Source organism: Propioniciclava sp., from assembly GCF_047602245.1.
GTDB lineage: Bacteria > Actinomycetota > Actinomycetes > Propionibacteriales > Propionibacteriaceae > Propioniciclava.
Map to the genome: position 1 here is coordinate 1873534 of NZ_JASGHT010000001.1, position 14374 is coordinate 1887907.

Annotated in this window: 9 protein-coding genes; 3 read left to right on the forward strand and 6 right to left on the reverse strand. The window is 70.4% G+C overall.

The annotated features are described in order from the left end of the window. Window positions 1–57 precede the first annotated feature (57 nt). Window positions 58–1152, forward strand: coding sequence for a mannosyltransferase family protein (locus tag QM708_RS08940; RefSeq protein WP_415107026.1), 1095 nt, complete (start codon window positions 58–60; stop codon window positions 1150–1152). A 61-nt stretch (window positions 1153–1213) separates the two neighbouring features. On the opposite strand, the gene QM708_RS08945 is transcribed toward QM708_RS08940, so the two are convergent. Both QM708_RS08945 and QM708_RS08950 read right to left on the reverse strand, forming a co-directional pair. Then, entirely contained in the window at window positions 1214–2971 is a 1758-nt protein-coding gene (locus tag QM708_RS08945; protein ID WP_415107029.1) for an ATP-binding protein, read from the reverse strand. 81 nt (window positions 2972–3052) lie between these two features. Then, window positions 3053–3691, reverse strand: coding sequence for a TetR/AcrR family transcriptional regulator (locus QM708_RS08950; RefSeq protein WP_415107032.1), 639 nt, complete (start codon window positions 3689–3691; stop codon window positions 3053–3055). Between the two features lie 104 nt (window positions 3692–3795). Between QM708_RS08950 and QM708_RS08955 the strand changes: the two genes are divergently transcribed. Together QM708_RS08955 and QM708_RS08960 are read left to right on the forward strand one after the other, a co-directional pair. After that, the gene (locus tag QM708_RS08955) at window positions 3796–6495 is read left to right on the forward strand and encodes an MMPL family transporter (RefSeq protein WP_415107035.1); all 2700 of its coding nucleotides are present in this window, start codon (window positions 3796–3798) and stop codon (window positions 6493–6495) included. After that, window positions 6492–9089 (forward strand): YhgE/Pip family protein, encoded by a 2598-nt coding sequence (locus QM708_RS08960; RefSeq protein ID WP_415107038.1) that lies wholly within the window; start codon window positions 6492–6494, stop codon window positions 9087–9089. Before QM708_RS08955 ends, QM708_RS08960 begins: the two co-directional genes overlap by 4 nt. Window positions 9090–9253: 164 nt before the next feature. Here the strand turns inward: QM708_RS08960 and QM708_RS08965 are convergent, their stop codons facing one another. The 4 genes from QM708_RS08965 to pta form a co-directional block, all read right to left on the reverse strand. Then, entirely contained in the window at window positions 9254–10054 is an 801-nt protein-coding gene (locus QM708_RS08965) for a lysophospholipid acyltransferase family protein (protein ID WP_415107041.1), read from the reverse strand. Window positions 10055–10226: 172 nt separating this feature from the next. Continuing rightward, the gene (locus tag QM708_RS08970; protein ID WP_415107043.1) at window positions 10227–10991 is read right to left on the reverse strand and encodes an SDR family NAD(P)-dependent oxidoreductase; all 765 of its coding nucleotides are present in this window, start codon (window positions 10989–10991) and stop codon (window positions 10227–10229) included. A gap of 62 nt (window positions 10992–11053) precedes the next feature. Then, on the reverse strand, window positions 11054–12238 hold the full coding sequence (locus QM708_RS08975; protein WP_415107046.1) for an acetate/propionate family kinase: 1185 nt from the start codon (window positions 12236–12238) through the stop codon (window positions 11054–11056). 29 nt (window positions 12239–12267) lie between these two features. Further along, entirely contained in the window at window positions 12268–14331 is a 2064-nt protein-coding gene (gene pta, locus QM708_RS08980; protein WP_415107049.1) for a phosphate acetyltransferase, read from the reverse strand. Window positions 14332–14374: the final 43 nt, after the last annotated feature.

The window sequence follows — 14374 nt, forward strand, 5'->3', positions numbered from 1 at the left end:
GGGCGGTCGTGCGGCGTCCGGATCGGGTGACGCCGTAACTGTCCGGACGGAGGCATCGTGGCGACCTCGGTGAGGCGTCCGAGCGACGAGAACCTGCGGATCGTCCAGGTGTGGCTGGTGACCCGGCTGCTGTTCGCGATCATGGCGGTCGCGATCGCCCTCGGTGGCGGGCGGCGGCTGGAGTCGGTGATCGGCGGGTGGGATGTCGGGCACTTCCTGCGCATCGCGGCCGAGGGGTACGCCGATCCGCAGGAGATGGCGTTCTTTCCCGGGTGGCCGCTGATCCTGCGCGGGTTCAGCGCGCTCGGTCTGCAGCCCGCGCTCGCCGGTGCGGGGATCGCGCTGGTGTGCTCGCTGCTCGCGGCCTTCGCCCTCAAACGAATCGCGGGGCTGTGGGGGGCGATCGCCTGGCTGCTCGCCCCGACCGCGGTGTTCACCGCCGTCGCCTACACCGAGGCTCCGTTCTGCGCGGCCGCCTTCTGGGCCTGGGAGCGGGCCACCGAGCGTCGCTGGGGCCAGGCGGCGCTGCTCGCCGCGCTCGCCTGCACGCTGCGCGTGTCCGGGTTGTTCCTGATCGGCGCCCTGGTCATCCTCGCGCTCACCCAAGCCGGACGCCGCGGCGATGGTCCGGTCGGCTCCCGGCTGGCCTGGCTGATGCTGCCGGCCGCGGTGCTGATCGCCTACATCACCTACCTCTACGGGCTCACCGGCTCCTGGACGGCCTGGTTCTCGGCGCAGGAGGCCGGCTGGAACCGGGCCTTCCACTGGCCGTGGGAGGCGGTCGCCCACCAGTGGAGCGCCCTGTGGCGGCCCACCCCCGAACACCCCGAATGGGTGTGGATCTTCCGTGCCGAGATGATCTCGTGGATCATCGGCGTGCTCGTCACCGTGATCGCGCTCGCCCGCAAACGGGTGGCAGAGGCGTCCTGGGTGGGCGTCCAGGTGCTCGCCTTCTCGCTGAGCTATTGGCTGATGAGCGTCAACCGAGCGGTGCTGCTGTGGTTCCCGCTGTGGCGGCTGATCGGCGAGTTCGTCGAATCCCGCCCGCGCACCCGCGCCTGGATCATCCTGGGCTGGACCGTCGCCGTCCTCGCCGTGGCGCTGCAATGCCTCTGGGCCTGGCTCTTCTTCACCGGCCGCTGGTCGAGCTGACGGACGCCTCGGGCAGCGGCCCGATGAGGGCGCAGCACCTGGGCGATAGGACGGAGCGGGTTCAGCGTTCGGCTACCCAGCGGTAGTAGAGACCGCGCCCCAGCCCTGTGGGTCGTGACGGTTCCAGGACGCCGTCCGCGGCGAGGCTCTTCAGTGTCGAGCCGACGTTCGTCGGGCTGACGCCGAGGAGTGAACCGAGTTCGGTGCTGCTGATCCGTCCGCGTGATCGCGCGTAGGACTGGGCTATCTCGGTGCGTGTGGGTAGCGGCCGGGTGTGATTCGATCGTGCGTCGAAGGCGGTCAGGGCGTCCATCGCTTGGGGGCTGAGGCGCCAGGCAGCGGGTGCGCCATCGGGGACCCCCTCGACCTGGGTGAGGAGTGGCTGCACGCCGTCGATCGTCGCGCGCGCCAGCTTGAGGATGGCTCCGCGGGTCTCCTCGATGGGCAACTGGATCAGGGGAACCGCGCGCCGCTCGTCGATCCAGCCTTCCGTCAGCAGATGGTGGAGCAACAGCAACGATGACACGTCCGAGGATTCGTGCGGAGGCCTGATTCCTTCGAGCCAGGCGATCCATGGTTCGTCGAGGACGTCCCCGACCAGTGATGTCCGGACGAAGGGGCCGTCGATCTCACGGATGGCCGGGGGCGTGTAGCCGAGTCGCAGCATCTCCCGCACCATGCGGTCGACCCCGATGCCTTCGCGTTCAGCCACCCTGAGATCGGCCAGCAGTTGGGTGAGGGCCGGGTTCCTCGATTGGGACGGGTGGGTGATGATGTTGGATTCGTTGACGCCGCCGAAGAATCCGCCAGGGCTGGTGACGCGGAGGGTGTGGCCGATGTGCTCGACGAGGGTGGGCTCCGGGAGCCCCCATTCTCGGTGTGCGACCCCGTTGACGACGGCTTCGCGTGCGGCCAGTCTCGGAATGTCGTGTACTTGGCGGACCACCAGGTCTGCCTGGAGGTGCCGCATTTTGTTGTGAGCGTCCATGGTGAGGAACACCTCGGCCAATTCCTCGAGAAGCGATCGACCGGTACGGCGCACGCGTGCCGTACTGTCACCTCCGGTGTAGTCGCGGCGGATGTAATCGAGGCAGGGTGCTGAGCGTCCGATGAAGGCGAGAACGCCGGCGTTCGTCAGGAGGCCGTCACGGACCACGTTGAGTCTGCGAAGCAACTGCGTGTCGGTGCTGCCGGCCAGGTCTTCCGATGACGTGTCGGCGCTGGCGAGCAGGAAGTCGCGTGCCACGGCGAGCGCTTGAGGCCGGGCTTCGCTGATCGGGGTCGTCGAGGTGTCGTTGGACCAGTCGTAGTTGAGCACCTGCATCCGCTTGGCGTGCCAGGTGGCGGCGTCGACCTCGACGCAGCGGTCGTCGACCCGCCAGAAGATCTTGTTGTTGAAGCGGACCGGTTCCACGGCGGTCGGTGACGTGATGACCAGGAGACGGATGCCCTGGACGATGGCTTCGGCCACCTCGACCGTGAGCAGGCGCTGGGTGAGTTCATAGATCCGGTGCCGCAACCACTCCGCATCGAGGTCGGCACCGATGAGTTGCCCGTTGTCGGACACCCCGACGATGAGCGCGCCCCCGCCTGGGGTGTTCGCCATGCACGCGGCCTCCCGCGCGAGCTTGGCGGCAGCCTCCTCGTTCTTCGGAGTGCCCGGAAGGACATGCCCCTGCCTGTCGCGGCGTCCGGCCTCTTCCTTGAGGTCCACGAGCTTGGACTCCGCGCGGGCGTCGACGGTTTCACCGGAGTCCAGGCGTGCGAGGAGGCCGGCGATCGCTTCCCTGACCGGGTCTGAGCCGAAACTTATACCCATGTGCCCATCCTGGCACATGGGTATAAGTTTTAGGGTCAGAAACTTATGGTTTTCGTGTTGTGCGAGGGGTAGGTCATAAGTTTAATGCGGTGCGGACGCCTCGGGCAGCGGCCGGATGAAGGCGCGCAGCACCTCGACGAGCATGCGGAGCTTCACGTCGCCCTCGATCGAGTCCGAGCCGATGAGGGCGCCGATCGTGCCGTAGTCGTGCACCGCATGCAGGACGCCGATGGCGTCCGCGGGGGCGGCGGTCAGCTCGAAGCCGTGCCGGCGCAGCGCGTCCACCATCACCTGGCCGAACACCGTGGTCGCCCGGTGATGGAACCGGCGGTAGACGACCGCGAGCGCTGGCTCGCGCGCGGCGTAGAGGCGTAGCTCCTGGCCTGCGAGCGCCCAGGTGCGGTCGGCGCGCTGGCTCTCGATGAAGACCCCGATCACCGAGGGGATCAGGGTGTCGAGGGTGGCATCGGTGAGCGCGTCGGCCGCGGCGAGCGCCTCGTTCATGGCGAGCAGGGTGTCGGCGTGCAGCGTCTCCAGGACGGCCTCGCACAAGGCGTCCTTGTGCTCGAAATTGGAGTAGAAGGCGCCGCGGGTGAACCCGGCAACCTCGCAGATCTCCTCGACCGAGGCGCCGCCGACGCCCTTTTCGGCGAAGACCGTGACGGCGGCCTCGACCAGCCGCTCGCGCGTCGCCGCGCGGCGCGTGCTTACCCCGGTCACGTGGTGCTCCGTCCCTGATCGCATCGTGGGATACGTCACTGTATCGCATACACTCCTGTATCGAATACGAATGTGTATCCGGAAACGGGTATCGAGGGGGCGATGTGTCGACGTTCATCTATCGGCTCGCGGGGGCGTCTTGGCGGCACCGCAAGACCGTCGTCGGGCTGTGGGCTGCCGTGCTCGCGTTGCTCGGCGTCCTGGCCGGCACCATTGGCGGCAGCTACTCCAACGAGTTCCGCATTCCCGGGGCGTCCTCGCAGGCGGCGCTCGATCAGCTGCAGATGACCTTCCCGCAAGCGGCGATGAGCTCCTCGACGTTCGTCATCGTCGCCCCGCCGGGTGCGACCGTCGACGACGCGGTCGTCCGCGAGCCGCTGGAGAAGGCCGCGGCCGAGCTGGAGAAGATCGAGTGGGTCGACACCGCGCAGCTTCCCTACAGCGAATACGTCGACGGCCTGATCAGCACCGACCGCACCGCCGCCATGCTGCGCGTGCAGGTCGAGGGGTACAGCGTCTCGACGTTCAGTGACGATCAGCGCCAGATGCTGCTGGACGCCGGCGCCGCCCTGCAGGCCGCCATTCCCGGCAGCACCGTGCACGTCGGCGGCGACCTGTTCTCGATGACCCTGCCGCACCTGTCCCTGGTCGAGGGACTCGGCGTCGTGGTGGCGATCATCGTCTTGGTGCTCACCCTCGGCTCCCTGCTGGCCGCGCTGCTGCCGCTCGCGATCGCGCTGGTCGGCGCGGGGGCGTCGGTGCTGGTGATCACCGCGGCGTCCGGCGTGTTCGACATCAACTCGACCACCCTGATGCTCGCCCTCATGCTGGCGCTGGCGGTCGGCATCGACTACGCGCTGTTCATCGTCTCGCGGCATCGCGACCAGCTGGCGCACGGTATGGACGCCGCCGAGTCGGCCGCGCGCGCCACCGCCACCGCGGGATCGGCGGTCACCTTCGCCGGTATGACCGTCATCATCGCCCTGGTCGGCCTCGGCATCGCGGGCATGCCGTTCCTGGCGATCATGGGCATTTTCGCGGCGATCGCGGTCGCCATCGAAGTGGTGCTGGCCGTCACGCTGCTGCCGGCGCTGCTCGGCTTCATGGGCGAACGGCTGCGCGGCAAGCCCGCCGCCGAACGCCGCAGCACCTTCAATCCGTCCCGCTGGTGGGTCGGGGTGATCACGCGGCGTCCGCTGGTCACCGTGGCGCTGGTGGTCGTGCTGCTCGGCGGGCTGACCATTCCCGCGAGCGGACTGCACCTGGCGCTGCCCAACTCGGGGCACAATCCGCCCGCGGCGCCCGACCGGCAGACCTTCGACGTGATCAGCGAGAAGTTCGGGGTCGGCTTCAACGGCCCGCTGGTGATCACCGGCAGCATCGTCGAATCCGACGATCCGCTCGGCGTCGTCGACGGCATCCGCGCCGACGTGGAGGCGACCGAAGGCGTCCAGATGGTCGCCATGGCGGTGCCCAACCCCAGTGTCGACACCATGCTGATCCAGGTGGTGCCCACCACCGGCCCGGACGACCCGGCCACCGAGAAGCTGGTCGAGCGGCTGCGCGCCCACGCCCCCGCCTGGGAACGCGAATACGGCGTGGCCACCGCGATCACCGGCTTCACCGCCGTGGCGATCGACGTGTCGGGCCAGCTCGGCCGTGCACTGCTGCCGTTCGGCGTCTTCGTGGTCGGGTTGTCGCTGGTGCTGCTCACCATCGTGTTCCGCTCGCTGGTGGTGCCGGTCAAGGCCGCGCTCGGCTACCTGCTCAGCGTCGGTGCGGCGTTCGGACTCACCCAGCTGGTGTTCAACCAGGGCGTCGGACGCCAGCTGGTCAACCTGCACGAGGCGCAGCCGATCATCTCGTTCCTGCCGATCATCCTGATGGGCATCCTGTTCGGCCTCGCCATGGATTACGAGGTCTTCCTGACCACCCGCATGCGCGAGGAGCACGTGCACGGCAACACCGTCGACCCGGTCGAATCCGGGTTCGTGCACACCGCCAAGGTGGTGGTGGCCGCCGCCGTGATCATGGTGGCCGTCTTCGGCTTCTTCATTCCGCAAGGCGACGCCACCCTCAAGCCGATCGCGTTCGGCCTGGCCATCGGGGTGGCGATCGACGCCTTCCTGGTCCGGATGACGCTCGGCCCGGCCGTGATGAAACTGCTCGGCGAGCGCGCCTGGTCGCTGCCGCGGTGGCTGGACCGCCGCCTGCCGGTGCTGGACGCCGAGGGCGAGGCGATCACCCACCAGCTCTCGCTCGCGCAATGGCCGAGCCCGGACGCCCCACCCGGCATCCACGGCGAAGGCCTGCGGGCGTCCACCGAAACCACACCGCTGTTCGCGGGCGTGACTGTCGATCTCGCGCCCGGCGGCACCCTGCTGCTCACCGGCTCCGCGGCGTCCCGGCGTGCGCTCACCCTGGCCCTGGCCGGACGCCTCGCGCTGACCGGCGGCGACCTCAAGGTGCTCGGGCTGGTCCAGCCGCAGCAGGGGGCCCAGCTTCGTGGGCGCGCCACCTTCGTCGACGGCGCCGCGCCGGGTGCGGTGTGCGCGCTCAGCGAACCCGCCGGTGACCTGGTGGTCGTCGACGACGCCGACCGGCTGCCCGAGGCCGGCCGCGCCACCGTGCGCTGGCTCGCCGAGGGCTCCGGCGTCACCCTCGTCCTCGCCGGTTCGGACGCCGCCGCGCTCGGCGCGCTCGACCCGTCCGCCGCCCCACCCCTCACGCTGCGCTCCCCGCAGCCCGTCGACCCGCAGGATGCGCCCGCCGAGGGCGTCCTCGTCACCGGAGGTGCCGCATGAACGCCCGCTACCGTGCCACCCGCGCTGCCCGCGCCGGGCGCCCCCGGTTCCCGTGGAGCGCGCTGGCCGCCGCGCTGCTCGTGCCCGTGCTGCTCGCCGGTGGCCTGCTGTGGGGCACCTGGGACAGCGACGGCCGGCTGCGCCAGGTGCGCGCCGCCATCGTGAACCTCGACGAGATGGTCGAGGTCAACGGCCAGATGATGCCGATGGGCCGCCAGCTGGCGGCCGAGCTGGTCGACTCGGACCGGGAACAGAACTTCGCCTGGCAGCTCGCCACCGCCGAGAAGGCCGCAGACGGATTGGCGTCGGGTGAATACGCCGCGGTGGTGACCATTCCGCGCGAGTTCTCGGCGGCGGCCACCTCGTTCGCCAAGCCCGCCGACGAAGCCACCCAGGCCACGATCAGGGTGCAGACCTCGCCGGTCGCCGGACTCAGCGAGACCGCGATCGGCCAATCGGTGGCCTACGCGTCCACCCAGGCGCTCAACGGCTTCCTCACCCGCGAGTACCTGAAGAACATCTACGTCGGCTTCAACGAGATGAGCACCTCGATGCTCGAACTGGTCGACGGCACCCGCCAGCTCGCCGACGGCACCCAGCAGCTGGCCGACGGCGCCAAGCAGTCCGCCGACGGTGCGCGCGAACTCTCCGAAGGGCTCGGCCAGGCCGCCGCGGGCGGCGCTCAGCTCAGCGACGGGGCACAGCAGGCGGCCGGTGGCGCGGGCGAGTTGGCCGGCGGTGCCGGTGCGCTCGCCGACGGTGCGGACGCCTACGCCGCGGGCGCACGCACCTTCGCCGACGGAGTCGGCACCTTCGCCGAGGGGGTCAACGGCTACGCCACCGGTGTGGTGCAGTTCACCGACGGGGTGAGCGGGTACACCGCCGGTGTGGCCCAGTTCGCCGACGGCGTGACCGGTTACACCGACGGCGTGGCGCAGTACGCGGGCGGCATCAACTCCGCGCTCGCGCCGGCCCGCCAAGGCATCGAGGCGCTCCCCGAATGGGGGCCGTGGCTGGGCCGGGTGGACGCGTGGGTCACGCAGGCGCCGGGCCAGGCCGAGCAGGCGTCCGCCCAGGTGAAGGCGGTCGTCGCACAGGTGCGCGCGTACGTGACGCAGGCCGGGGGTGCGGTCGACGGTGCCGGTGGGCTCGCCGCGGCCGCGGCGGAGGCTCGCGCCCGGACCGAGATGCTGGCCGCCGAGGGCCTGGCCTGCCCCGAGGATCTCAGCGAGGAGGCGTGCGCCGGCTATCAGGCCGGGGCCCGCGCGGCGGGTGCCGCGTTGGTGGATCGCGCGTCCGGTCTCGCGGGTGGCGCCGGCACGCTGGCGCAGGAATCCGGTGCTCTCGCGACCGCTGCCGAGCAGCTGCTGGCGGCCCTCGACGAACTCGACCGGCTGGCCGATGCGCTGCCGTCCTGGGCCGGGCAACTGCGGATCTCCTATGACGAGCTGGTGGGGTCGGTGCCGCCCGGCACGCCGACCAGCCGCGAAGAGATCCTGGCGGTGCTCGATCAACTCATCGCCGCGGGTGATCAGCTGACCGGCGGCGGTGCGCAGCTCGCCGAAGGCGGCGCCGCCCTGGCGGATGGCGGACGCGACCTCGCCGAGGGCGGCACCGGGCTGGCCGCCGGTGGCCTGCAGCTCGCGGGCGGGGCGTCCTCACTGGGTTCGGGGGCCGGACAACTCGCCGACGGAGCCACCGGCATTGCGGGCGGCATGGGCCAGTTGGCCGGCGGCGCGCGCCAGCTCGCGGACGGTTCCCGCCAACTCGCCGATGGTGTGGACGCCTTCGCCTCGGGCGTGGGGACCGCGGCTGACGGATCCGCTCAGCTCGCCGACGGGCTGGAGCAGCTGGCCGATGGAACCCACGAGCTCGCCGACGGCGCCGGTCAACTGGCCGACGGCGTCGCCGAGGGCCAGGAGGCGATCCCGACCTACACCGACGACGAACGCGACAAGCTCGCCACCGTCGTCGCCGCACCGGTCGACGGCGACGGCCTCGCCGGGGTGGTGCGCCCGCACCTGGCCTGGGTGTCGCTGCTGCTGGTGGTGGCACTGTGGGCCGGCGCGATGGCCACCTTCGCGGTGCTGCGCCCGGTGGCCCCGGACGCCCTGACGTCGCGGGCGTCCGATCTGCGGCTGCTGGTGCGCACCTTGATGCCCGCTTTCGTGATCGCGTTCGTGCAGGCCGTCCTGCTCGGCGGGATCGGAGCGTGGGCGCTCGGCTGGTCCGTGCCGAGCGGGTTCGGACTGATCGGCGTCCTCGCCGCGTCGGCGGTGACGTTCGCCCTGGTCAGCCAGGCCTTGGCCGCCTTGCTCGGCCACACCGGACGCCTGATCGGTCTCGGGCTCGCGTTGCTCGCGATCATCGCTGCGGCCACCTCGGCAGCACCGGACGCCGTCGCGATCATCGCCGGATTCTCACCGCTCACCCCCGCGCTGTCGGCCGTGCGCGGTCTCGCGGTCGGCGGAGGAGTGGCGATCCCGCTGGTGACGCTGGCCGGCTGGGCGCTGCTCGGCCTCGCCGGTGCACTGTGGGCCACCCACCGAGCCCGTGCGATGACGATCGAGAAGGTGGTCGCCGCCGCGAGTTGATGCGGCGTCGGGGCCGAATCGCTGGACTGACCGAGCGTACGCTCCGTGCTCAAGCGCAGGAAGTTGTCGTCGCGCGGGTGTTGCAGCGTGCGCGCGACGACAACTTCTAGCGCGACGTGACGGAGCGTACGCTCCAGCGGTCAGGCGGTCAGGCGGTCAGGCGGTCAGGCGTCGCCTGCGGCGTCCTTGGGCTTGTCTGCCTCCAGGGCGGCTTTCTTGGCGGCGGCGCGCAAGGCGACGGCGCGCTGGAAGTCCTCTTGGGTGGGCATGCCGTAGGCGCGGGCGGTGGTGTCGTGCAGTTCGACCACCAGGTGGTGTAGGCGCTCGGTGAACCGAGGGACGGTCTCTCCGGGCAGCGCACGCTGCGGATGACCGAACACGATGTGCACGTCCGGACGCCCGGGCACCGGGAGTTTCTGGCCGTACGGCATCGCCGCGTAGGCGCCGACCAGGGCGATCGGCAGCACCGGAATCGAATGCTGGATCGACAGGGCCGCGACGCCCATCTTGAACTTCGCCATCGCGCCGGTCCGGCTGCGGGTGCCCTCGGGGAAGATCAACAGGGGCACGCCGTCGTCCAGCAGCCGCCCGGACAGGCCGGCGTGGCCCTTCATGCCGCCCCGGTCGACCGGGTAGGCGTTGAAGAACAGCCGGGTGCCCAGCGACTTGCCCTTCTGGTTGAAGAAGTAGTCGGCAGCCGCACCCGCGGCCAGGTTGCGCGACAGCCGCCGCGGCAGCGCGCCGTAGATGACGGTGGTGTCGACGTGGCTGGAGTGGTTGGCGATCGCGATGAACGGCGCCTCCAGGTCGTCGAGGTGGCGGCGTCCGTGCACGTGCACCGACAGCGCCGACCACACGTAGGGCTTCATGATCAACTGCTGCGCGACGAAGCGTGCCGCCGCTTGCGGGGCGTCGGAGTACTTGCCCAGGTCGTCCCGGCCCGCCGACTTGCCCTTGCTGCTCACCCGTTCATTCTGCACTACGATCCCGCACGGCCGCCGCACCAGGTCTCGCGACGGGCGAGGTGTCGGGCTCCGCGGAAGACGTTCCGCACCATGTCGGCGGACGCCGGCGGTCAGTGCTGCATCCCCGGCCGCCCTCGCCATGGTCGGACCCGCCACCGCGGCGTCCACGTCGTCAGTGCTGCATGCCGGCCACCCGGCGGCTGATTCCGTGGACGAGTGACCGGGGCGCGTGTTGCAGCACGAACGCGGCGACCTTCCAGCGTTTGGTCGGGATGGACAGCACCTTGCCCCGATCGGCGTGTTCGAGGCATTCGCGGACGCACCGTTCGGCGTCCACCCACACCCAGGACGGGATGCCCCCCGATTCGAGCCCGGCGCGCTGGTGGAACTCGGTGCGCACCCAGCCTGGGCACAGTGCCGTCGCGGTCACGCCCGAGCCGGCCAACTGCGCCGACAGGCCTTCGGACCACACTTTCGCGTACGCCTTGACCGCCGAGTAGCCGCCCTGGGTGATCCACGCCGAGAGTGAGGCCACGTTGATGATCCGGCCGTGCCCGCGCTGCTTCATGGCGGACGCCGCGGCCGCGGCCAGCACCAAAGGAGCCACCGCCATCACCGCGATACCGCGCTCCTGATCGGAGGTGTCCGGATCATCAAGGCGGCCGGTGGTGCCGAAGCCGGCGTTGTTGACCAGCACGTCCACCGGGCGGGAGGCGTCGGTGAGACGCTCGGCGACCCGGCCCATGCCGTCCCGGTCGGCCAGGTCGGCGACCAGCGCCTCCACCCGCACGCCCAGGGCCCGCAGCGCGGTGGCGGACGCCTCTAGCCGCGCGGCGTCTCGGGCGACCAGGACGAGATCGTGGCCGCGGGCGGCGAGCTGACGGGCGAACTCGGCGCCGATGCCGGCGGTCGCCCCGGTGACGAGTGCGGTGCTCATGGGCACAGACTACGGGCCCGCACCGGCGATGCGGCGCGGGCCCGTAGCCGGGTCGAGCAGGCTCAGCCGATGACGGCCTTCACCTCGCGGGCCATCTGGAGTTCCTCGTTGGTGGGGATCACCAGCACCGCGAAGCGCGAATCCGCCGCAGAAATCGCGCGCGACTCCTTCGAACGGACGCCGTTCGCCTCGGCGTCCAGCACCGCCCCTAGCGAGCCCAGCCGCGACACGACGGCCTCGCGGACGTCGGAGGCGTTCTCGCCGACACCGGCGGTGAAGCTCAGCGCGTCGATGCCGTCCAGTAGCACGAAGTAGCGGCCGATGTAGCCGACGATGCGGCGGATGTAGACGTCCCAGGCGAGCTGCGCGCGCTCGTCGCCGGCGTTGCGGGCCGCGGACAGGTCACGCATGTCGGACATGCCGGCCATGCCGAGCACGCCCGAGCTCTTGTTCAGCAGGGCGTCGATCGCGTCGGTGCTCATGCCGGCTTGGCGGTGCAGGTAGGCGATCAGGCCCGGGTCGACATCGCCGGAGCGGGTGCCCATCACCAGGCCCTCCAGCGGGGTCAGGCCCATCGAGGTGTCGATCGCGACGCCGTTCTTGATCGCCGAGATCGACGCGCCGTTGCCGAGGTGGCACACGATCTGCGTGGTCTCCTCGTACGGACGCCCCAAGAACTCGGCGGCCTTGTGCGAGACGTAGTTGTGCGAGGTGCCGTGGAATCCGTAGCGGCGGATCGAGTACTGCTCGGCGACATCGGACGCGATCGCGTAGGTGTACGACTCGCGCGGCAGCGTGCTGAAGAACGCGGTGTCGAAGATCGCCACGTGCGGCACGTCCGGCAACGCCTTCTGCGCACCGCGGATGCCGGCGATGCCCGGCGGGTTGTGCAGCGGCGCGAGCGGCGACAACTCGGTGAGCGTCGCGATCACCGACTCGTCGATCAGCATGGTCTTCGTGAGCCGGTCGCCGCCGTGCACCGTGCGATGGCCGACGGCCTTCACCTGGTCCAGCGAGGGGCCGTGCTCCTTGAACATGCCGACCATGGCGGCCAGCGCCAGAGTGTGGTTGCTGTACTCGTCCTCGGCCACGAAGTCCTGCCCGCCCACCGAGTGGGTGAGGCGGCCCGAGTCCTGGCCGATGCGCTCGATCAGGCCGGTGGCGAGCACCTGCTCGTCGTCGGCGTCGATCACCTGGTACTTGATGGACGAGGATCCCGCGTTCAGCAGCAGGATGGGAGTGGTCATGGTGCTCCTTGTTTCGGCGGCGCGGGTGGTCAGTGCTGCTGGGCCTGGATGGCGGTGATGGCGATCGTGTTGACGATGTCGTCGACCAGTGCGCCGCGCGACAGGTCGTTGACCGGCTTGTTCAACCCCTGCAGGACGGGCCCGACGGCCAACGCCCCGGCCGAACGCTGCACGGCCTTGTAGGTGTTGTTGCCCGTGTTCAGGTCGGGGAAGATGAAGACGGTCGCGCGGCCGGCCACCTCGGAGCCCGGCATCTTCTGCGAACCCACCGACGGATCGACCGCTGCGTCGAACTGGATCGGCCCTTCGACCATCAGCTCGGGCGCACGCTGGCGGACGATCTCGGTCGCGGCGCGCACCTTGTCGACGTCCGCACCCGAACCGGAGGTGCCCGTCGAGTAGGACAGCATGGCCACCCGCGGCTCGATGTCGAACGCCTTGGCCGTCGCGGCCGAACTGATCGCGATGTCGGCCAGCTGCTCGGCGGTCGGGTCGGGATTGACCGCGCAGTCGCCGTACACGTCGACGCGGTCGGCCATGCACATCAGGAACGAGCTGCTCACCACGGAGACGCCCGGGCGGGTCTTGATGAACTCCAGGCTGGGGCGGATGGTGTTGGCGGTCGTGTTCACCGCACCCGACACCATGCCGTCGGCCATGCCCAGGTGCACCATCATCGTGCCGAAGTAGCTCGGGTCGGTCATCTTCTCGCGGGCCTGCTCCAGGGTGATCCCCTTCTTGGCGCGCAGCCGGGCGTACTCGGCCGAGAACTGCTCGACCAGCTCGGGGGTGTCCATCGCGACGATGTCGGCGCCCTCGAGCGAGAAGCCCAGCTTCAGCGCGCGGGCCTTCACCTCGGTCGGGTCGCCGAGCAGGATGATCTCGGCGGTGCCGCGGCGCAGCACGATGTCGGCGGCCTCGAGGATGCGGTCGTCGCCGGACTCCGGCAGCACGATGCGGCGCTTGTCCTGGCGGGCCATCTCGTTGAGCTGGTACTCGAACATGATCGGCGTCCGGGTGGCGGCCCGGTCGACCTTCATCGCCGCCAGCACCGCGTCGGCGTCCACGTATTCGGAGAACAGGCGGCGGGCCAGCTCGATCTTGCGTTCGGAACTGGTCATGGTGCCCTCGAGCTGGAACAGCCGCTCGGAGGTGGTGTAGGTGCCCAGGTCGGTGACGATGATCGGCAGCGCGTGCGGCACGGACGTGATCAGCGCCCGGATCGTCTCGGGCACCTCGTAGCCACCGGTGAGGATCAGGCCCGCCAGCTGCGGGAACGCGCCGGAGGACTGCGCCATCAGCAGGCCGGGGATCAGCTCGGTGCGGTCGCCGGGCATGATGACGGTCGATTCGGGCTGCAGCCGTGCCAGCAGGTTCGGCAGCGTCATCGCGCCGACCAGCGGGCTCTGGCTCTCATGCTGGAGGGATTCGGGGTGGCCGGCGATGAGGCGTCCGCCGACCGCCTCCATCTGCGCGGCGACGGTGGGAGCCGACAGGACGCGGTGGGCCGGCAGCGCGCCGACGACCACCTCGGGCAGGGCCTGCTTGAGCGCGTCCGCGTAGTCGCCCGCCTGCTCGGCCGGCACACGCGTGGCGATCACGGCGACAGCGGAGGCATGCTGGGTCTTGAGTTCCTTGACCGCGCTCACGGCGAGCTGGGTCACCTGTTCGGACGTCCGGTTGTGGCCCTGGATGCCGAGTGCGATCGGCGCGTTCAACGTGGCGGCGATCAGCGCGTTCAGGCCGAATTCGCCCGACCCGAGGTTGCTGGTGTTGTCCGAACCCAGCACCACCATCGCGCCGAAGCGGCCCGCGAGGTCACCGAACCGCTGCACGATCGTCGCCAGCGCCTCGTCGGCGTCGGCCCGCACATCGTCGTAGGTGACGCCGTAGGACTCCTCGTATTCCTGGCTCACCGCGGGCTGGGCCAGCAGCGTCTTCAGGATCGGGTCGCGTTCGTCACCACTCTTGATGATCGGCCGGAACACGCCGACCGTCTCGACTTCGCGCGCGAGCGCGTCCACCATGCCGAGGGCAATGACGGACTTCCCCGTCCGCCCCTCAGGCGCCATCACATAGATGCTCCGAGTCACGCGGTCAGGATAACCGTAGTCAGGCGCGATGGCCGAACCGGGG